General features: G+C 68.4%; 24 protein-coding genes and 1 tRNA gene. 9 read left to right on the forward strand and 16 right to left on the reverse strand.

What is annotated here, in order from left to right:
* The first annotated feature begins 62 nt into the window (after positions 1 to 62).
* From rpmB to SSPN_RS48290, 7 genes are all read left to right on the forward strand, one after another.
* On the forward strand, positions 63 to 299 hold the full coding sequence (rpmB, locus tag SSPN_RS0140915; protein WP_010316402.1) for a 50S ribosomal protein L28: 237 nt from the start codon (positions 63 to 65) through the stop codon (positions 297 to 299).
* Positions 299 to 466, forward strand: a complete 168-nt coding sequence (rpmG, locus tag SSPN_RS0140920; RefSeq protein ID WP_010316403.1) for a 50S ribosomal protein L33 — start codon at positions 299 to 301, stop codon at positions 464 to 466. Before rpmB ends, rpmG begins: the two co-directional genes overlap by 1 nt.
* Before the next feature lie 68 nt (positions 467 to 534).
* On the forward strand, positions 535 to 840 hold the full coding sequence (rpsN, locus tag SSPN_RS0140925) for a 30S ribosomal protein S14 (RefSeq protein ID WP_010316404.1): 306 nt from the start codon (positions 535 to 537) through the stop codon (positions 838 to 840).
* 3 nt (positions 841 to 843) lie between these two features.
* Positions 844 to 1083: a 30S ribosomal protein S18 gene (rpsR, locus tag SSPN_RS0140930; RefSeq protein WP_010316405.1), complete on the forward strand. Its 240-nt coding sequence runs from the start codon at positions 844 to 846 to the stop codon at positions 1081 to 1083.
* Positions 1084 to 1426: 343 nt separating this feature from the next.
* A complete protein-coding gene (gene bluB, locus SSPN_RS0140935; RefSeq protein ID WP_010316406.1) occupies positions 1427 to 2107 on the forward strand; it encodes a 5,6-dimethylbenzimidazole synthase in 681 nt (226 codons plus the stop codon).
* Positions 2108 to 2194: 87 nt separating this feature from the next.
* Positions 2195 to 3679, forward strand: coding sequence for a GGDEF domain-containing protein (locus SSPN_RS0140940; protein WP_044577481.1), 1485 nt, complete (start codon positions 2195 to 2197; stop codon positions 3677 to 3679).
* A 171-nt stretch (positions 3680 to 3850) separates the two neighbouring features.
* A complete protein-coding gene (locus SSPN_RS48290; RefSeq protein WP_044577484.1) occupies positions 3851 to 5011 on the forward strand; it encodes a hypothetical protein in 1161 nt (386 codons plus the stop codon).
* A 19-nt stretch (positions 5012 to 5030) separates the two neighbouring features.
* On the opposite strand, the gene SSPN_RS0140950 is transcribed toward SSPN_RS48290, so the two are convergent.
* On the reverse strand, positions 5031 to 7073 hold the full coding sequence (locus SSPN_RS0140950) for a tetratricopeptide repeat protein (protein WP_010316412.1): 2043 nt from the start codon (positions 7071 to 7073) through the stop codon (positions 5031 to 5033).
* Between the two features lie 142 nt (positions 7074 to 7215).
* On the opposite strand from SSPN_RS0140950, the gene SSPN_RS0140955 reads away from it, so the two are divergent.
* Positions 7216 to 7288: transfer RNA gene (locus SSPN_RS0140955), tRNA-Arg, on the forward strand.
* A 142-nt stretch (positions 7289 to 7430) separates the two neighbouring features.
* Here the strand turns inward: SSPN_RS0140955 and SSPN_RS0140960 are convergent.
* The 14 genes from SSPN_RS0140960 to SSPN_RS0141025 form a co-directional block, all read right to left on the reverse strand.
* Positions 7431 to 8834, reverse strand: a complete 1404-nt coding sequence (locus SSPN_RS0140960; protein ID WP_010316415.1) for a tyrosine-type recombinase/integrase — start codon at positions 8832 to 8834, stop codon at positions 7431 to 7433.
* Positions 8834 to 9025 (reverse strand): helix-turn-helix transcriptional regulator, encoded by a 192-nt coding sequence (locus tag SSPN_RS0140965; protein ID WP_010316417.1) that lies wholly within the window; start codon positions 9023 to 9025, stop codon positions 8834 to 8836. The genes SSPN_RS0140960 and SSPN_RS0140965 overlap by 1 nt, the downstream gene beginning before the upstream one ends.
* A gap of 79 nt (positions 9026 to 9104) precedes the next feature.
* The gene (locus SSPN_RS0140970) at positions 9105 to 10160 is read right to left on the reverse strand and encodes an AAA family ATPase (protein WP_010316419.1); all 1056 of its coding nucleotides are present in this window, start codon (positions 10158 to 10160) and stop codon (positions 9105 to 9107) included.
* Positions 10157 to 11101: a bifunctional DNA primase/polymerase gene (locus tag SSPN_RS0140975; RefSeq protein WP_010316421.1), complete on the reverse strand. Its 945-nt coding sequence runs from the start codon at positions 11099 to 11101 to the stop codon at positions 10157 to 10159. The genes SSPN_RS0140970 and SSPN_RS0140975 overlap by 4 nt, the downstream gene beginning before the upstream one ends.
* 210 nt (positions 11102 to 11311) lie before the next feature.
* Entirely contained in the window at positions 11312 to 13546 is a 2235-nt protein-coding gene (locus tag SSPN_RS48295) for an FtsK/SpoIIIE domain-containing protein (protein WP_010316422.1), read from the reverse strand.
* On the reverse strand, positions 13546 to 14646 hold the full coding sequence (locus tag SSPN_RS0140985) for a hypothetical protein (RefSeq protein WP_010316424.1): 1101 nt from the start codon (positions 14644 to 14646) through the stop codon (positions 13546 to 13548). Before SSPN_RS0140985 ends, SSPN_RS48295 begins: the two co-directional genes overlap by 1 nt.
* Complete coding sequence (locus tag SSPN_RS0140990) at positions 14643 to 14912, reverse strand: hypothetical protein (RefSeq protein ID WP_010316426.1); 270 nt, start codon at positions 14910 to 14912, stop codon at positions 14643 to 14645. The genes SSPN_RS0140985 and SSPN_RS0140990 overlap by 4 nt, the downstream gene beginning before the upstream one ends.
* Positions 14912 to 15361 carry a hypothetical protein gene (locus tag SSPN_RS0140995; protein ID WP_010316428.1) on the reverse strand — a complete coding sequence of 150 codons (450 nt, stop codon included), beginning with the start codon at positions 15359 to 15361 and terminating at the stop codon, positions 14912 to 14914. The genes SSPN_RS0140990 and SSPN_RS0140995 overlap by 1 nt, the downstream gene beginning before the upstream one ends.
* 89 nt (positions 15362 to 15450) lie before the next feature.
* Entirely contained in the window at positions 15451 to 15603 is a 153-nt protein-coding gene (locus SSPN_RS57410; RefSeq protein ID WP_010316432.1) for a hypothetical protein, read from the reverse strand.
* Positions 15604 to 15729: 126 nt separating this feature from the next.
* Positions 15730 to 16386, reverse strand: coding sequence for a hypothetical protein (locus SSPN_RS0141005; protein WP_010316434.1), 657 nt, complete (start codon positions 16384 to 16386; stop codon positions 15730 to 15732).
* Positions 16387 to 16396: 10 nt separating this feature from the next.
* Complete coding sequence (locus tag SSPN_RS0141010) at positions 16397 to 17476, reverse strand: hypothetical protein (RefSeq protein ID WP_010316435.1); 1080 nt, start codon at positions 17474 to 17476, stop codon at positions 16397 to 16399.
* Positions 17473 to 17739 (reverse strand): hypothetical protein, encoded by a 267-nt coding sequence (locus tag SSPN_RS0141015; RefSeq protein ID WP_010316436.1) that lies wholly within the window; start codon positions 17737 to 17739, stop codon positions 17473 to 17475. The genes SSPN_RS0141010 and SSPN_RS0141015 overlap by 4 nt, the downstream gene beginning before the upstream one ends.
* Positions 17739 to 18170: a hypothetical protein gene (locus SSPN_RS0141020; RefSeq protein WP_010316438.1), complete on the reverse strand. Its 432-nt coding sequence runs from the start codon at positions 18168 to 18170 to the stop codon at positions 17739 to 17741. Before SSPN_RS0141020 ends, SSPN_RS0141015 begins: the two co-directional genes overlap by 1 nt.
* A complete protein-coding gene (locus tag SSPN_RS0141025; RefSeq protein WP_010316440.1) occupies positions 18167 to 18403 on the reverse strand; it encodes a hypothetical protein in 237 nt (78 codons plus the stop codon). Before SSPN_RS0141025 ends, SSPN_RS0141020 begins: the two co-directional genes overlap by 4 nt.
* A gap of 170 nt (positions 18404 to 18573) precedes the next feature.
* On the opposite strand from SSPN_RS0141025, the gene SSPN_RS48300 reads away from it, so the two are divergent.
* Positions 18574 to 18921 (forward strand): YceH family protein, encoded by a 348-nt coding sequence (locus SSPN_RS48300; RefSeq protein ID WP_044577421.1) that lies wholly within the window; start codon positions 18574 to 18576, stop codon positions 18919 to 18921.
* 11 nt (positions 18922 to 18932) lie between these two features.
* Here SSPN_RS48300 and SSPN_RS0141035 read toward each other — a convergent pair whose 3' ends face one another.
* Entirely contained in the window at positions 18933 to 19139 is a 207-nt protein-coding gene (locus SSPN_RS0141035; protein ID WP_143539467.1) for a hypothetical protein, read from the reverse strand.
* Positions 19140 to 19285 lie beyond the last annotated feature (146 nt).

Consider the following 19285-nt stretch of genomic DNA (forward strand, 5'->3'; position numbering starts at 1 on the left):
GGACACACGCTACTCTCGACACCGACAAAATGAAAATGGATGTCATTATCGAGAGGTAGGTCATGTCCATCCGCTGCCAGGTGACCGGGAAGAAACCCGGCTACGGCAACCAGGTCTCCCACTCCAACCACCGCACCCGCCGCCGCTGGCTGCCCAACGTGCAACGACGGCGCTACTGGCTGCCGTCCGAGAACCGCTGGATCCGGCTGCGCGTGTCGACGAAGGGCATGAAGACGATCGAGAAGCGGGGCATCGAGTCCGTAATGGCCGAGATGCGAGCGCGAGGGGAACGCATCTGATGGCCAAGAGCACCGACGTCCGCCCGGTGATCAAGCTGCGGTCCACGGCCGGCACCGGCTTCACCTACGTGACCACCAAGAACCGCCGGAACGACCCGGACCGCCTGGTCCTCCGCAAGTACGACCCGGTCGCCCGCAAGCACGTCGAATTCCGCGAAGAACGCTAGACGGTGATTCCCGGCTCGTCTCGACCAGCGAGCATTCGCGAGCCCGGAGAGTTGAAAGGAACGGCCCAGTGGCCAAGAAGTCCAAGATCGCGCGCAACGAGCAGCGCCGCGAGATCGTCGCCCGCTACGCCGAGCGGCGGGCCGAGCTGAAGAAGATCATCGTCGCCCCCGGGAGCACCCCGGCGGAACGCGATGCCGCACAGCGCGAACTGCAGCGCCAGCCGCGCAACGCAAGCCGGGTGCGGCTGCGCAACCGCGACGCCGTCGACGGGAGGCCGCGCGGCTACTTCCGCAAGTTCGGCGTCTCCCGGGTGCGGCTGCGCGAGCTCGCGCACTCCGGCGAGCTGCCCGGCGTGACGAAGTCGAGTTGGTGAGCCGTGCGCAACAACGACCGTCGCAGCTACCGCCGCAAGCCCAACCTCCTCCAGCGCGAAGGCGTCGTCCAGGTGGACTGGAAGGACACCTCGCTGCTGCGCAAGTTCATCTCCGACCGGGGCAAGATCCGCTCCCGGCGCGTCACCGGCCTGACCACGCAGGAGCAGCGCGACGTGGCGAAGGCGATCAAGAACGCCCGCGAGATGGCGCTCCTCCCGTACCCGTCGAACGGCCGCAAATGAGGCGTTCGCCCAGGTGAACGGCCGTGACTGCGGTGGGTGCTGTAGAGGCTGTGCTGGAACTCGTTCTGTGTGGACGTTCCGCTGGCTGCCCAGCGGGACCGACCTGGTTCCGCCTCGCCAATCGGGGTGAAGCGAACGGACTGTTCACGTCGGTATGCGATACGAACGGTCCGTTCGCTTCACCCAGAACCCTCCAAAACTGCCTCTACAGCCCCAAAAAGCACTCACGGGCCATGACCAGGCAAACGTCGTCCCGCTGCCTCGTTCGATAGCAGGTGCTACGGGCGGCCGGCGCCGGTGCCCCTCGCGCCGTTGCCCCAGCGGCGCGGCAGGATGGACGGCGATGACGATCGCCGGACGAGCCCCGAAGTTGACCGACACCGCCCCCGCCGCCGACCTCTACGACGTGATCAACCGCCGCCGCGACGTGCGCCGCGGGTTCACCGGCGGCGAACTCCCCGACCCCGTGCTGCGCCGCGTGCTGACCGCCGCGCACAGCGCGCCCAGCGTCGGCCTGTCCCAACCGTGGGACTTCGTACTCGTCCGCGACGACGCCACCCGCCGCTCCTTCCGCGAGCACGTGCTGGCCGAACGCAGCGTGTTCGCCGCCCAGCTCGACGGGGAACGCGCCGAGACCTTCGCCAAGATCAAGGTCGAGGGCATCGTGGAGTCCTCGCTGGGCGTCGCCGTCACCTACGACCCGAACCGCGGCGCACCCCAGGTGCTCGGCCGCCACGCAATCGCTGACGCCGGCCTGTACTCGGTGTGCCTGGCCATCCAGAACCTGTGGCTGGCCGCCACCGCCGAAGGCCTGGGCGTCGGTTGGGTCAGCTTCTACCGCGAGGAGTTCCTCCGCCGCCTGCTGGGCATTCCGCAGGGGGTGCGTCCGGTGGCATGGTTGTGTGTGGGACCGGTGCGAGCCCTGGCCGACACACCTGACTTGGAACGCCACGGCTGGCGGCAGCGGTTGCCGCTGGAGCAGGTCGTCCACTACGACAAGTACGGCCACGGTCACAACCGGTAGCCTGTAGGCCACGAAAACCGCTCCGACACGCGGTTCCCCTACTAGGTGCGCTCCAGCGAGGACGCGGTGCAGCAGGATGATCCGCTGATGGTCGGCCACCTGCCGGCCCAAGACCGCCACGTGCGGTTGTTGCTGGACTCCGGCCGTTTCGCCGAGGCCAACGCGGCGTTCGACGAGCTGCTCGCGGCCGGGGCGAACCACGTCGACGAGCAGTGGATCCGGCCCACCGTGCTGGTGCACCGGGCCTCGGTGGCGTGGCGCTTGGAGCGCATCCCGCTCGCCCTGGAGCTGATCGCCGAGGGCTGGACCGACCTGGACGTGGACCGCCCCGAGGGCGCGGCGGCCGCCCACACGATAAGCATGCTCGGCTACCTGTTGGACACAATCGGCCACCGCGGCCCGGCGCTGAAACTGATGGCGCTCTCCGTGCAGATCGCCCGCGAGTCCGGTGACCAGGCGGCGCTGGCGCACTGCCTGAGCAGGGAGGGCAACGCGCGGGTGTTCCGCGCCGTCACCCGTCCGGACGACTCGGGGGCGGCGCAGTTCGCGTTGGCCCGCAGCCTCTTCGACGAGTCGCAGGCGCTGTCCAAGCCGGGGCAAGTGAAGCGCTCGGCGCTGGCCGGTTTCGCGCGGGCGCTGGCCGGTGTCGGCGACACGGCAGCCGCGGAAAAGGCCGCCCTGCAGGCGCTGGCGCTGGGGCGGGCCGCCGACGACTGGTACACGGCGTCGGTGGCGAACTGGGTGCTGGCGGTGGTGCGCCGCGACCAGGGCCGCCTGGAGGAGGCCCGGACGTTCGCCAGCCGCGCACTGGACGGCGCCGAAACGATCCGCGACACCATGCTGATGATGCAGTTCTCCCTCGACCTGGCGGCGATCTGCGAGGAGCTGTCCGACCCGGTCGGCGAATCCGCCGCGCTGCGGCGAACGGTCGCCGCGGGCAGCACGGCCGTGGACGTGCTGCAGGAGGGCTTGGGGCAGGCCTTGGAGCAGCGCCGCGTGGCGGTGCAGGCGCAGCGCATGGCGGTGGCCGCGCAGGAAGCCGCGCTACGCGACCCGCTGACCGGTCTGACCAACCGGCTCGGTCTGGAGCGGCGCGCGCCCATGCTGCTCGAGAGCACCGCCGCGGCCGGGCGGGTGCCGTGGCTGTTGCTGCTGGACGTGGACTGGTTCAAGGACGTCAACGACCTCGCAGGCCACACCGCGGGCGACGTCGTGCTCCAGGAAGTCGCGCAGCTGCTGCGCCGCGAATGCCGCGCCGACGACCTGCTCTGCCGGTGGGCAGGCGACGAGTTCGTGGTGCTGCTCGTCGACGCCTCCGAGGAATCCCGCGACGCCGGGCCGATCGTCGCCGAACGGATCCGCGCCGCGGTGCACCGGCACGACTGGCAGCTGGTGCTCGGGTGGACGACGAGGCCGCCGACGGTGAGCATCGGGGTCGCGGCGGGCCCGGCGAACCTGGAGCACCTGTTCGCCGCCGCCGACATCGCGCTGTACCGGGCGAAGCGGGCCGGACGCAACCGCTGGGAGATCGACGGCGACCGGCCGACCGCGGACCGGTCGACCGCGGGTTGAGGCGGATCCGGCTCGGTTAGGATCGGTCGCCGTGCCCACCACGCTGCGCCCAGATGGCGGCGGATTTCCCCTGCGCAGCAAGGTAGAATCGATGATCGACGCGGGAAGCCGGGAAGCCGGGAAGCCGGGAAGCCGGGAAGCCCGGAAGCCCGGAAGCCGCTGGTGGCGGCCATGTCCGCTGAGCCGGGCAGGGCGGGGCGCTGGGACTCCGCGCCGGTGCTGCGCCGGATCCTCGGCGTCGTGAGAACTCTGACCGCGTTGGACCGCCTGTTGGACGTGCTCCCGGTGCTCGCGGACGACATGCGGGTGGAGACCCGCTTCGCGGTGGCGGCAGGATCTGAGTTCGCCGCGAACCTCGCCGACGAGCTGCACCGCTCGCAGGCGCAGGTCGTGGACTGGGAGCAGGCCATCGGCAAGGACTTCGACTTCGCGATCTCGCCGAGCGGCAACGGCCCGCTGCACGAGCTGGACGTCCCGGTGCTGACGCTGCCGCACGGCGCCGGGCACCACAAGCTCCGCGCCACGGAAACCGGTGTAGCAGAGGAAGTTTCGGGCCTTTCCACCGCCCAGCTGATGCACGAGGGACGGGTGGTCCCGGCGGTGGTCGGCCTCTCGCACCCGAGCCAACTGGCCGAGCTGCGGCGCAGCTGCCCGGAAGCGGTCCCGCGCGCCGAGGTGATCGGCGACCCCTGCTTCGCGCGCCTCCAGGTCAGCCTGCCGATGCGCGAACAGTACCGCGCAGCCCTCGGCACCGGCCCGCGAAAACTGGTGGTCCTGGCCTCAACCTGGGGCCCGCATTCGCTGTTCCGCCAACAAGGCGGGCTGGCGCAACAGTTGGTCGCCGCGCTACCCGCCGACTACCAGGTGGCGCTGGTGCTGCACCCGAACGTCTGGAGCAGGCATGGCGGCCTGCAGCTCGAAACCTGGCTGCGGACGGCCCTCCGCAACGGGCTCGTCCTGGTTCCAAGGCTGCGCAAGTGGCAGGCCGCGCTGGTCGCCGCGGACGTGGTCGTCTCCGATCACGGGTCGCTGTCGTTCTACGCTGCCGCGCTGGGAAAACCGCTGCTCCTGGCGGCTTTCGGCACCGACGAGGTGGTGCCCGGCTCCCCGATGGCGCTGCTGGGAGGACGAGCGGAACGCCTGGACCCGGCCGGGGACGTGCGGGCGCAGATCGATGCGGCGAGGCCGGTCCCGGATCATCAGCAGCTCGCCGACCTGGCCTTCCACGACAACCCCTACCAGCACCTTCGCGAGCTGATCTACCGGCGGCTGGAACTCCCGGAGCCGCCGTGGCCTGCCCGTCCGGAGCCGGTGGGGCTGTTCCACTCGTGAGTGGTCGTTCCGGTAACGATCACTCGCGATCGAGCTTGCGCTGCACCCGCTCCGCCTTCGGGCTCTGCGCCTGCTCGTAGATCGCCAGCGCCTCGTCCAGGCAGTCCCGCGCACCCGGCTGCCCGGTCGCGGTCAGCGAGTCGGCGAGCAGTTCCAACGGCTCGGCGAGGTCGAAGGATGCCTGCCGCTCCCGAGTCGCGGCAATGGCGTCCTGGAGCAGCGCGAGGGCCTGCTCATGCTGGCCGAGCGCCTGGTGCGCCCGAGCCGCGGCGACCCTGATCTGTCCAGGAGTCCGCTTGTCCTCGGGGAATTCCGCGATCCGCTCCAGGGCGGCGCGCAACAGCTCCAAGGCCTCGCCGTGGCGGCCGAGCCCGGAAAACGACTTGCCCATCAGGTATTCCTGCAGCGCCATGCCGCGACGGCGCCCCAACTCCTCGTTGAGCCGCCGCGACCGCTCGAAATTCCCGACTGCCCCGTCGAATTCGCCGAGCGCGTGCATCACCTTGCCCTGGAATTCCAGGGCAGAAGCCAGGATCCGCCGATGCCCGGCTCGCTCCGCCACGGCGACGGCCTGCGCGCATTCCTCCTGCGCTTCGGCGAGCTCGTCGCACTCCATCAGCAGCTGCCCGCGCAGGCACCGCATCCGGGACTCCGCGACGGGCTCCTCGATCTCCCGTGCGCACTTGATGGCCAGTTCCAAAGCCCGCAACGTGTCGGAATAGTGCTTGTGCTGGTTGTGCAGCGCCCACAATGGACCGTCGCAGAGCGCGATCACGTCGACGCGCAAACCACTTTCTTCTGCCAACCGGACTATGCCGAGCAGGTTGACCCGCTCCCGCTCCAGCCACTCCAGCGCTTCTTCCCGGGTGGCGAAGGGGTTTTCCCCGGCGACGTCGTCGTCCACGACGCGGAGGCGGCTCGGCTCCATCACCATCCGGTCGGCGAAGGCGCCCTGCAACCGATACCAACCGACGAGGCGCCGCAGCGCATCGTCGCGCTTCGCGGCGCCGAGCGCCCGCACGGCTTCGGAGGAGGCGTGCTCGTCCACGAGGTCGTGGAGCAGGTACTGCTCTTGATCGTTCTCTTCCACCAGACAAGTCCTGTGCAACTCGGCGAGACGGGATTCGGCGTCGATCTCAGCCAGATCGGCTAACGCCGCCACCGCCCCGGCCGAGAACACGGGGCCCGGGAACACGCCCAGCCACGCGTACAGTTCCTTCTCGGTCGCCTGGAGCTCCCCAACCGCGAGATCCAGGGCCGAGAAGACCGTGTGGAAGTGCTTCCGCCGCCGACCGGAGAGCTCCCGGACCGCCCGCGCGATGCTCCAAGACGCCCGCCGCTGCAAAAGACCGGCGACGACGCGCAACGCGATCGGCAACCCGCCGCACTGATCCACGAGCTCCGCCGCAGCGGCGGGCTCAGCGTCGACCCGCGCCCGCAGCCCGTTCCACCTCAGGTAGTCGAGGGCATGCGGCGGCTCGAGCGCGGTCAGCCGAATCGGGCGAACCCCGTCCGGAACCAGGTCGGCGGCATCTTCTCGGGCCGTGCACAGCACGAGGCTGTCCGCCGAGGCGGGCAGCAACTTCTCGATCTCCCGCAGGTCAGCCACGTCGTCGAAGAAGAACAGCAGCTTCCGGCCCTTGGTCCTGCTGCGCAGCAGGACGATCTTGTCATCCGTCGCCAGCGGGATCCGGTCACCGTCAACGCCCAGCGAACGCAAGCAGTGCTCGGCGGCCTCGTCGAGGCTCCGCCGCCCAAGGTCGAAGTCGAACACCACCTGGCCGTCCTCGAACGCCCCGATCACCCGGTGCGACCAGTAGGTGCCCAGCGCGCTCTTGCCGACCCCGTTGATCCCGCTGATCACCACGCACCCGGCCCGAGCACCACGCCGCTCGGCCAACAGCGCGTCGAGCGCTTCGCGCTCCGGCTCCCGATCGACGAAGTTGACCGGCTCCGCAGACAGCTGCCCCGGCGGCACCTGCTCCTCGTGGAAGTGCACGTGGCCGTGAACGGCCCCGATCTGCACGAGGTTGCGCACCGAACCGCTGTTCTCGTTGCCCATACCCACCCCATAGGCGCCGAACGGTAACGATCACCTGACGATACGCGACGGAAGCCTGCGACCGGTGGGACGCGAGGGACGCCAACCGGGTGTCGGCAGCGAAAGGCGGTGCAGGTACGCTCCGAGACGGGTCGAAGACCAAGCCCTCGTAGCTCAGGGGATAGAGCACCGCTCTCCTAAAGCGGGTGTCGCAGGTTCGAATCCTGCCGGGGGCGCAAGTTGCAACCTGGCCCAAACGCTCCCTGACCTGCGAGAAGAGGCCAGGGAGCAGGCGGGACATTGTCCGGCTGTGTCCGGTCGTGATCCCCATCGTCCGGGTGTTCGTGCCAAATACGTGCCCACGAAATCGGGAGCAGCTCAACCACTCGGGCGGTGGCCGAGCGCGCGCTGCACCTTGTCTCGCGCGACCTGGTCTTGCCCGTCCAGGCACTTGGCGTAGACCTGTAGCAGCACCTCGACCGAATGGCCCGCCCATTCGGCGACCTGGGCTGGGTCGACTCCGCCGTTGAGCCAGGTCGACACGGCGGCATGCCGCAGGTCGTACGGGCGGCCCGCTAGTGGGGTCGCCAGGGCCTCCTCAGCAAACGTCGCTCGGCGGGCTCGGGTCCACACCCGGTTCCATGTGATCGACGGAACCTCGCGCCCGTCCTCGCCGCGAAACAGCCGACCGTCCCTCGCCACCCCGTACTTGGCCAGGTGCTCACGGAGGATCTTCGTCAGCTCCGGGGGGCACGGAACATGCCGCCCTTCCCCGCGGGGTCGATGTTTCAGGCCGCGCCGGTCGCGAGGCTGGCCGGCGTCCGTCCAGCTGCTGCCTGCGTGCGGTGCGGCGTCTTCGATGTAGATCTCGCCCCAGCCGTAGACCCAGTCGTTCTTGGCCTCCGACCATGTCGGCTCCGGGAGCTTCAGGAAGGGCTTACGAAGGTCAACCGCCTCTTCCGGGCGAAGAGCGCCGAAATACATGCTGGCGAAGCAGGCATAGAGCTTCGGGCCGCTGCGCTTCACCTGCATCATCTCGCGCAGCAGGGTGCGTACTTGCACCGGATTCGGAACTCGCCGCCGGTCGATCGTCCGTGAGGGCTTAGGTGCCGCCCACTCGATCTCTCTCAGCGGGTTCGAGTGCAGCAGCTCCATCTTCACGGCATGTTTCAACATGTTTGACACGATCATTCGCCGTTGACGCGCAACGGATTTGGCGCTCGGCTTGCCATCGAGTCGGGTGACCGTCGCGTTGTGGAGCGCCTGTGCCGTCACCGGCCTCATTACGTACGTGAGCGGATACGAGTTCCGCTCGATCCAGGACAGCGCCTTTGCGATGTGGTCCGGCTTGTCCTCGCGCTCCCTCTTGGAGAGGTTGAAGGCCCACCCCAACGCCGAACGGATCGTTGCGTCATCGGGCTTTCCGTTGCTGTCCTTGAGCATGACCGGAGTTGCCGCAGTAAGCGCCTCCGCGATAGTCCGACGATATGTCGCTGCCGCCTGGGGCCACTTCATGGCGACGTAGTCGAGAGCGAGGGCGTAGAAGTTGATTTCCTGCTTCGGTCGTTCCATCGAGACTGGCAAGCCGGTGTCAGTGCGGAATGCTTCGCCCTCACTGGCTGCCGAAACCAGTTTCGATCGGAAGCTCTTTGCGAGCGTGCTGTTTGCGAACGGCCTCTTGAACGGCTCTTTTTCGACTCGCCACCGTACGTAGTAGGTGTTTCCACGCTTGCCCCGGTAAACCCAGGTCTTGTGAATCTTCACGTTGTAAGAGGTGTACATCAGGCGGCATCCTCAAGGTCGTTAAGCCACTTTTCGAAGTCAGTTCGGCGAATCCGCAGCGATCCGTTGGGCAACCGCACGCACGGCGGTCCCTGTTCTTTCGCTCGCCAGTCGTAGAAAGTGCTGCGCGCAATGCCCAGCTCGTCGCACACCTCGGGAACCTTCAGATAGTTTCCGCTGCGCTTGACCATTACTACCTCCTTCGTTCGAGGGGAAGTTGGGATCCGTGTCCCCGAGGTGTCCCCGGGTTTCAGATGCTGTTTTGGCTGTTCAGAAGAGGTTCGGGGACAGCGGGGACGTCGGGGACACTTCGTGGTCGGTCGCGCCGCCGGATGCCTCGGCGGTGCTGGGGATGCGGTATCGGCCGCTCGTGACGTGCAGGTGGCCTTCTTTGGCCAGGCGCTGGCAGGTCTTTTTGACGTTCTCGTGCGGCAAACGGGTCGCTTCAGCGATGGCTTTCGGGCCGAGACCGGGGTTTTCGCGCACGTAGCGCAGGATCGTGGCGCGGGTGTCGTTCAGGGTGTGGTCGCTGGCGGGGCCGTCGAGCAGCTGCCAACTTCCTGTCGTGGCTTGGAAGGACAGGGCGTATTCGGCTTCGTCGACGTCGCGGCCGGTGACGTTGAGAACGCCGTCGGCCTGGTTCCGGCCGCGCTTGAGGACCAGGACGGCGTCTGCGGCTCCGGCGATGCCGTTGGTGCCGGACACTTCGGCGAGGAAGTCCTCAGCGCCCATCTTGCGGACGTGGTGGACCAGGACCATCGCGACGCCGTAGTGATCGGCGATGCGTTTCGCGCGGGACACGGCGGCGTAGTCGGCGTCGTAGGCGGACATGCCTGCGGGCGGGACGCCCCGGATCTTGGCGAATACGTCGAGCACGACCATGCGTGCGTCCCGGTGGCGTTCCAGCCATCCGGCGATGGCCTGATCGCCCCCGGCGGGCAGTGCGGGGCTCTCGGTGGCCAGGGTGAGACCCGGTGGGGCGGGTTTGCCGCCGAGTAGCTTGCCCATGCGGGTCTGCAACCGGCGTGGGGTGTCTTCCAACGCGAGGTAGAGCACGGGGCCGGGCTGCACGTCGATCGACTCCAGCGCCTGGCCTCCGGCCGCGACGGACAGCGCCAGGCCGAGAGACATCCAGGACTTGCCGACCTTGGGCGGCCCGGCCAGGACGTTGACGCCTTCGGAGAAGATTCCGGGCACGGCCCACCGGGGTTCGGGGAACTCGGCGGCCATGAGCCTGTCGGCGGTCCAGGCGTTGGCGAAGGTGTCGGCGAGTTCGGGGCGCAGCGGGCGCACGTTGTCGGCCCCGGATGGTTGCGGGTTGTTCACGCGGCGACCTTTCGGGGACGTGCGGCTCCGGCACGCAGGCCGGAGGCGATGGTCTTGTGTGCCTGGTTCCAGCTGTAGGCGCCGGCGGTGACGTGATCGTGGGCGACGTGCAACAGCAGCTCGGTGACGTCCTGCTCGCCGAGTTCGCCCCCGGCGACCAGCTGGCCGAGGGCGTTCGCGGCGCAGTACAGGGAGAAGTTCCGCTCTCCGCCCACGGCGGTGCGCACGCGCTCGGTTTCGGCGCAGATCGCAGCGTCGAGGTAGCGGGCCCGTCGCCCCTGGCCGGTGGTGATCGGGATCGGCTGCTGCGGTGGCAGCGGTGCGGGGGCGAGGCGTTCGCACAGCCAGGCGGGCAGCGGTAGCAGCGGCCGGTCGTGGGTGATGGTGTAGCGGCCGTCGCGACGGATCGAGCCGGGACCGACGACGTAGCCGCCGTGGGCGCGGGTGTCGATGCCCCACCCGAGGCCGTTGCCGCGCTCGCCTTGGGTGTTGCGCAGCTCGATGCCGTCCGGGGCGGTGAAGTACAGGTGCGTGCCGCCTGAGGGTGTGGTCACGGTGAAGGTCTCCAGCGGCGGTTGCTGCCCGGCCTCGGCACACAGCAGGAGGAAGACGTCCATGCCGTTGGCCGCGTCCTGCTCGGCCCAGTTCGGTGGGACGGGCTTGCCGGGCTTGGGCATGTCGAAGTCCAGGACGACGTTGCCTGCTCGGCCCGGGGGGATGCCGATGTTGTAGTCGTCGTGGTTCCAGCAGTCTCGGATCCGGTCGGGGTCGGTGGTGGCGCGGTGTTCGGGCTTGAGGTGGCCGTTGGCGCAGATTCCGGTGCCGGGGCACTCGGCGTGCCCGTGCAGGGCGGGGAAGCTGCCTCGTGGTTTGAGGGGGAACACCGGCCAGCCGCGCTGTGCGACGGCCAGAGCAGCGTTGAGAAGCGTGTACGACGGCATCAGCGGAACCTCTTTTGGACACGAAGAGTCACAAGTTGGGAAGGGAATGGGGAGGGAACGGGACAGGGAATCCGGGGAGGGCGAGGGAAAATTCCCTGTCCCGTTCCCTGTGCCCGTTCCCTCGGTTTGAGCTGCGGAAAGGTCCCGTGGAGGGAATGAGGGAATGGCGCGCGGCAGGCCGTGAGAACCCGGTTGTGGGCCGGTTTTCGGCTACTCGGCGTCGTTCCCTCCCTCGCGCTCGGCGAGGGCCTGGTGAACACGTTCCGCATACACCATGAGCACGCCTGCTTTGGTCACCTGCGCGCCTTCGGCGTCGAGCTGGGCTTTGAGCTTGTCGGCGTTGAGCTGCTCGTAGGGCCGGTAGTTCGGGGCGAGCGTGCGCAGCCGGGCGACCACGTCGGTGGCCTTGACCTTGCCATCGTCGGCGAGGACTTCGGCGACGTCGGCGAGCAGATCGCGCTGCTCGGTTTCCTTGACGCGGGTGCGAATGTGGTGGCGGGCCTGGCGGGCGCGTTCGGCGATGATCTCGGCGGCGTTGCCATCGATGAAGTGGGTACGGACGGTCTCGATGGTGTTGCTGGCGTCCTTGACCACCAGCACGCCCTTATCAAGGCCCTGCCGCAGCTCGTGCGGTGCGGCACCGCCGGCGTCCACGGCGGCATCACCCATTCCCATGCGGGACTGCGACTCGGTGGCCACCACCAGCGAGGCGCGGATGTGTGCGCCGTTGCGGGCCCGGATCGGGAGGTTCTCGTTGGTGGGGTCCTGGGTGCCCTGCCAGAACGTCACGTTCACCGCCCGCCCCTGGTTCTGGATCTTGCGGACCGCGTTGAAGAACCGGCTGTTGGCCTTCGCGCCGCCGTAGGGGATGCCCTGCTCGTCCTTGGCGGTGCACTCGTAGGCGACCTGCGCTTCATCGACGACCAGGACGATCGGGTGGAACCCGCTGTGAGGGTCGCGGGAGAGCTCCGAGGTGACGCCGTTGGGGTAGCGGTCGGCGTTGGCCTCGATCTCGGTGATCCGGCGGTTCATCTCCTCCCCCGCCCACTCGACCATGTCCGTCGCGTCGGCCACGTGCTCATCCGTCGGCCCGGCGATGTAGGTGCTGACCAGCGGTTTGAGCATGTTGTAGTCGCCGACGCCCTTGAGGTCGGCCAGGTGGACCTCGACCGAGGGGTCCAGCAGCAGCCACAGCAGCAGCGACCGCAACGCCACCGTTTTGCCCTGGTTGGACAAGCCGGTGATCAGCAGGTGGCACTGCCAGAGCTTGAGCAGGAACGCGTCCCCGCGCAGCGTCACGCCCCACGGTGCGCGGCCGGAGAAGATGTCGGCGGCGTCGAACCCGTCGTTGACCAGCGGAGAAGGGCCGATCGGTTCGTCGAGCGCCCCGGAGTCGGCGACCCACAACCGCACCGTGCGCGCCGCCGGGGCCTTAGTGATGAACACCTCGTGCTCGTGACGGCCCAGCCCCTCGGCGACGGCCTGCCGCTTGGCACGCACCTGCTCGGTCGTGACCGTGGTATCGCCGCTGGACGGCAGGGTGACGTCCACCTCGACCCCGCACCCGGCGAGCTTGATCGGCGAGAGCATCGCGGCCCGCTGGTGCTCGTCCATGCGGTCGATCGCGCGCCGCAGCGCGGGAATCCCCGAGCGCTGCAACGCCGAGACCACCACACTCGGCGTGATCTCCACCTCCGTGCTGCCGGTGCCTGGCGTGGCCAGGAACGCGGGCACGTCCTGCCTACGCCGACGGTGGTTGTAGCCCTTGATCAGCAGCCCGACCAGCAACGCGATCCCGGCCCAGGGCGCCCACGAGGCGGCCCACACGACGAAGTCGAAGCCGCCGACCAGGGCGTTGATCAGGGCCGACCACACGTCGGCGAAGCCCATTCCGCCGGGCGTTGCCCATGCCGCGATGGAAACGATCAGCGTGATGGCTGTGGTCAGCAGGCCGGTAGCCGCGATGAACTTCGGGGCCTGCATCATCAGCTGCCCGAACACCTTGATGCGTTCCAGGAACAGTCTGCGGGACTCGTTGCGCTGCGCCGAGAGCTGCGCGGCGACGCCGTGATCCCCGGCAGCCTGAGCAGCGGCGATCCGGGCGTCGATATCGCGCCCAGTCCAGCGGCCGTAGCCGCTGGCGAGGGTGTCCCACGCCCCGCCACCCACGTAGTACAGGTGGCGGCCGGTGAACTTGACGGCCTGCGCCCCGGCTGGCAGCGCCACCTCGGCGGCCCGCTTGGCCTTACCGGCCAGTGCCGGCGGAATCACCGGCCCGCGCTTGATACGGGCCAGCGCGCGGCTGGTCGTGTCGGGCACGAGTTCGCCCTCGATGGGCTCGTCGTTTGCCGGGTCGTCGCCGAGACGTTCGGCTGTGGCCCGCACCGGCAACGGGATCACCTCAGCCTCGTGGTTGGTGTCGTCGTGGTCGTGGACGGCGGTCATCACGCGGCCTCGCTTTCGGTGTCGACCGGGTGCATGTCGGAGAGGGCGTCGCGGACCTCTTGGGCGGTCTCCATCGCACCGCCGAAACGGCGGCGGAGGGCGTTCGCTGAGGGCCTTTCGGGAAGCTCCCCGGCCTCGATCGCCGCAAGCGCCTGATCGAGCAGGGAGGCGGCGCGGTCGGATAGTTTCTGCTGTTCGATCGGGGTAGAAACCTCCGCCGCAGGCTGCTCGGTGGGGACGTCCAGCGGGGGCAGGGTGGTGCGGAGGATGACGCCGTTGACGATCACGAACTCGCCGTTTTCGGCGGCCTTACGATCGGTGGCCAGCTGCCGCTTGACGATCACCTTGGCCAGCTTCCGGTCCCGCTTGGAGGCGGCCGGGCCGACTCCGTGGCGGTCAATCCAGGCGGCTTCCCACGCGGTCGGGTGGTCGACCCCGGCGCGGTTCGCGATCCGGGCTGCGGCGAGGGACATGCGGGGGAACAGCAGCCAGCGGGCGAACCGTTGGGACACTTCCCGCGCGCTGGTCCCGGCGGCTTCGGCGGCGTCGAGGCTCTGCCGGATGTGGTGCAGCAGCACGCCCAGCAGCGACAGGGTTCCCAGCGCGAGCCCGGCGGCGATGCCGTAGTCGGCGGTGCCGTGCGCGGCGTTGATCGTGGCGGCGATACCGGCCAGGACCCACATCCACCGCGGTAGCGACCCCACCGGAGCGCCTCGGCTGGCGCGGCGGTGCGCCTCGAACGCGCACACCCACGCCCCGGCCTCGATCGCCAGCGGGAACAACCACGACATTCCCGCAGACACGTGCAGGACCTTCACAGCGAACGTCGCTTGGGCGTCCCAGGCCAGCAGCAGCGGCGCGACGATCAGCGCCGCCCACAACCCCGACAGGGCCGTGTCCGGGGCCGCCTTGCGCCACCGCGCCCACCGTTCCCGGCGCTCCTGCCGCCGCTCCTTCCGCTCCTGGCGGGCGGTCTCGGCCTGGTGGTCCTCGCGGTCCTGGCGGGTCTGCTCCCGCAGCGACTCGGTCTGGGCGTTCGTCTTGGCTGCTTCGGCCTTGGCGATGGTCCGCGCCGCGCGCGGGTCGTAGATCGTTGTCATCGCGGCGTCACCTCCAGCGGTCGCGGCAAGCGAGGAGCAGGAACAGTTCCGCCAGCGGCATCCGCCGCGACGATCGTCAGGAAGCCCAGCACGACCAGCGGGAACACCACGACCAGCACGGCGGTACGCACCGCACCCGACACCAGCGCCGCCACCAGCAGACCCACCGTCGGCAGTCCGGCGGTGAACAGACCGAGGAACAGGAAGCGGACACCGAGGATCAGCAGCCCCAGCGTGATCACCAGGGCTTCCACCAGGCGCGTCATCACAGCGCACCTCCCCGCAGCGTGCCGGAGGTGGCCAACCGGGTCGCCAGGACCTCGACGCGGTCCCACTGCGCGACCACCAGCCGTCGCGCGAGACCACGGGCCTGGCGTTGGGAGAGCTCGATTCCCTTGCCGCTGCGGCGGAAGTTCGCCTCATCACCGTGCGAAACCGTCTTGCCCCGGTGCCCGGTGAGGCTGCGCCAGTACGTCTCGGCCTCCGGCCCGGCCATGCACGCCACCAGGTAGCCGGGCAGCTGCTCATCCGGCAACCAGGACTCGTCGATGTCGGTGCAGCCCCGGATGTTGCCGAACAGCCAAGTCCGCCAGATCCGCACCCGGCGCACCGACAAACCCGTCTGCTGGTGGGCGATAGCGTGCCCGATCTCATGCACCGCCGTGGCGGCCCACTCCGGCTCGAACGCATCAAGCCCGGACAGTGGCTTTACCATCAGACTTCTCCTCATTCAGTAGTGAGTGGATCGGGGAGCCCGGCCCAGCAGGCAGTTCTTGGCGGGAATGCTGCTGGGCCGGGGCGGGGTTATTCCTTGCCGCTGCCCTGGCAGTCCGGGCAGGTCACCGACTTGTTCTGCTCACCGCTGAATCCGCCGGTCCACAGCACGCACGCTCCGTCGCACGCCTTGCAGACACCAGGCGGAACCTGGTCGAAATCACGATTCGAGTTCTTTCCCACGGCGTTTCTCCTTGTCAGTACTGGCTGCGCCCGGGGCGCGGGTCAGGGCCGGGCGGTGTGGTTGAGCGCCCGCAGGATCTCGGCAGCCGGGCCGGTGGTGACCTTGTTGCCGTCCTGGTCGATCGGCTAGAGCCGCTGGCCGTATTGCTCGATCTCGGAGACCGCGCCCGAGACGAGCTGGTGTAGCTCGGTGATCCGCTGCCCGACCTCGGACAGCTCGCTGAACACCTCGATGGCCTGCTGGACCTCGGGCTGGTGGCTACCGCCCAGCGCGTCGTGCAGCTGCCCGGCGACCTCGGTCGCCCACTGCTGGACCTGCGCCAACGCCCCCTGGATCTGCTCGCTCTTGCTGCTGGTGTTGGAGATCGCGGCGATGATTTCCTCGATACCGGCCATGCTGGTTCCTCCCGTGTTCGTGGTGGTCGCGGGCGCGGCCGCCGGAGTGGTGTCGTGGTGGGTGGAACCGGCCGGCGGGACCGGGTCACGCTTGACCGGCAACGGCTTGCCAGTGACCTGTGAACGCCACGCGCTGGTGTCGCCCTGAATGCCCCGGACCCGCATTTCCAGGTAGTCCCCGGACGGCATGTCATTGCCGGGCGGTGGCGGAGCGTCGATCTCGTCCCGGTAGGCGCCGCACTCGCAGTGCCAGCGCACCGTCATGCCCGTGATCTGCTCGCCGTAGTGCGGCTTATGTCCCGGGCAGGTCAGCTCCTCACGCCGCCGACCCCCCTTTGACGAGTCCCCGACCAGGTACTCCTGCTGCTGCTTCTTTAGGAACCACATTCCTGCCCCCTTACAGCCGCTGGCCGTACTGCTCGATCTCGGCGACCGCGCCCGAGACGAGCTGGTGCAGCTCGGTGATCCGCTGCCCGGTCAGCTCCTGGAACAGGCCGATGACCTGCTGAACTTCGTGCTGCCCGGACTCACCAAGCGCCATGTGCAGCTGCCCGGCGATCTCTCCGGCCCACTGCTGGACCTGCGCCAACGCGCCCTGGATTTGCTCGCTCTTGCTGGTGGTGTTGGAGATCGCGGCGATGATTTCCTCGATACCGGCCATGCTGGTTCCTCCCGTGTTCGTGGTGTGCTGGCTTGGGTTGGGGGTGTGATGGGTGCTGTCGGTCGCCGATTCGTTCCTCGGTGCCCGTTTCGGTGTGCGGCCCGGGTGGCCGGCGGTGTGCATGACGTCGCGGACCTGGTCGCGGCTCATCGGCCCGTTGACGAGCACAGCGCGGGCCACGGCGGTGATCTGGCCCCAGTGCTCAGTGATCACGCCGTCGGCGAGACTGCGGGCTTCCTTACGCACTGCGGCGATGGGGAAACGTCCGTCAACGCTTTGTTCCAGCTCGATGGCGTCCCCTGCCCCGCCGTAGGCAACGTCGAGGCGGTTCGGGTGGGTGTCCTGGCCACGGTCGGCAAACCACCGGTTGTTGGCCTGCACGCCCGCGACGCACATTGCGGCGTAGTCGCCCAGCGTCGCCGCCCGAAGAGTGCCGATATCCCAGCGAACCGCGCCGTTGGAACGGGATTCCTGTCCGGCGATGACGGTGTGTTCGATATCGGCGGTGATGCGTTGCATGCGCATCCCGAGGTGCTCGCCGACGACGGCGTGTGCCGCCTCGTGCACTGCGGTGTACTCGCGTCGGTCGGTGTCGGTCAGGAACGGCAGAGGCTCCCGAAGAGCCAGGTTGGGGGTGCCCAGCTCCCGTGTGAGTGCCTTGATGTAGTCGACACAGCGATCGCACCGGCTGAAATCCCGCTGCAGCAGGGGAAGGAAACGCGTTACCCAGCCCTCACGCATGATGTCGGACTGACAGTTAGGGCAGATCACCTCGTGATACCGCACCCGCGCCGTCTCTTGCTGGGCGTCCGTCACGCCGTACCCCTGGCGTGACGAGCCTCGATCTTCTTGGCCTCGCACAGCAGCTCGTCCGCAGCGGCAAGCACCGCGTACGCCAGCGGCATCGACTGCCCGGCCAACTGCCCGATCAACTTCTTGTAGAGGCGCGCCAGGTTCCGGCGAGCAGCTATCGCCCGCGCCGGGTCCGAAATCGACACCCGCATGAACTCGGCGTATGCGCGCTCAAGGTCTCCAGTGAGCAGGTCCTTCGACACGGAGATCTTCTTCGAGACAGCCATCACTCGGCCCTCAAAGCAGCGGCGCGACGCAGCACGTCGGCACCGAAGCTGGCTGGTCCCTTGCTAAAGCCGTGTTCGGTGACGATCTCCAACTTGAACCAGTTCACGCCTTTGAGGTGGTTCCACAGCGTCAGCCGCTGCCCACAACCCAGGTGCACGACGATGGACGCCCTGACAAAGGTGCCGTCGTAGCTGCATTCCAGAATGACGTCAGTGCCCAGGTGCTCCGCCCACGCGGCCAAATCCGCCATGACGGACCCACCGATCCCGGGCTCCAACTGCGCCTCCACCTCGGTGCCGTCGATGCGCACGGCCACGATCGGAGGCAAGGCCGGGAGAGCGCGCACGGTCAACCACGCGGCCAACTCAGCGGCCGTCTCAGCCATCACCTGGTTCAGGTCGGTGCCGTGGCCGTGGACCTGGGCGCTCATGCGATCGCCCCCTCGGCCGGAACCCGCGTCTTCAGCAGGCGCGCGGTGTCGGCCTTGCGGGCCCGCCGCGCCGCGCGCTCCAGCGCCACCTCGTCCATCCCGGGGCCGCCGATCACGCCGCGGTTGTGCGCGTCCAGCGCCTCCTGCGCCGCCTGGCTCAGCAGCTCCAGGTCGGACAGCTCCGACTCCGGGATCAGCTCCGATACCGGAACCGGGGTCTTGGTGGGGTTCATCTTGTTTCCTTCCTGATCGGGTTGAACGAAGCCCACAGTAGCGCTACTAGTGGCGCATACAAAGGCGCTTCTTTCGGCAAATAGGATGGGATTGGCATGTCGCCCTACCGCTGTGGCGGCCTGCGGCGATACGATCTGCGCTGCTAGGAGCGCTTATCTGGAGGGGTCAATTGAGCAAAGATTGGGCCGCCGTAGCGACGGCGATAACCACCCGTTTGGCGGAACTGGACATGACGCAGAAGGAACTCGCCGACCGCGCCGACGTTGGCGTCTTCACGTTGCGGCAACTGCAGAACCCCGAGGCATACGAACCCAAGCGGCGCACACCGAGGCTGCTCGCAGCGATTTCCAAAGGCTTGCGGTACCCCGAGAACCACCTGGCCCAGGTCCTCGAAGGCGACACCCCAGCTGAGGCTGACGCCGACCTCCGTAGCGAGGTCGCGACTCTTCGCCAAGAAGTGGCTGACCTTCGAGAGCGCGTTAACGAACTGGCCCCACGCAGCGCTCCGAACAAGTAGCCCGCTGCTCATCAGCCGATGACGCCGCGCAGGAAGATGGACACTTGCTCGATCGCCGTCATGGCCGTCACCCAAGCGGCCTTGACCCACTGCGCGGCTTCCACCGGGCTCTTCAGCAAGAGGACCACCAGCGCGGCCAAGAACAACAGCCCTAGCACCTTCTTGGCCGCGCCTCCACCCTTCGGCATCGGGAACGGCATCATCTGGTTCTTCGCCATTTCGACCTCCATTGGTTCGCCCCGCGACACCCTCGGCCGGGTGCCGGTGTTCCGGGGTTCCGCCTTGCATAGCAACAAGTTCACGCCAGATCAGCGGACGTTCCAACGGGTCTTTCAAGGTCACTTGAAAACGTCTTTCCAGCTCT

The sequence above is a fragment of the Saccharopolyspora spinosa NRRL 18395 genome (assembly GCF_000194155.1).
In the GTDB taxonomy this organism is placed as follows: Bacteria; Actinomycetota; Actinomycetes; order Mycobacteriales; family Pseudonocardiaceae; genus Saccharopolyspora; species Saccharopolyspora spinosa.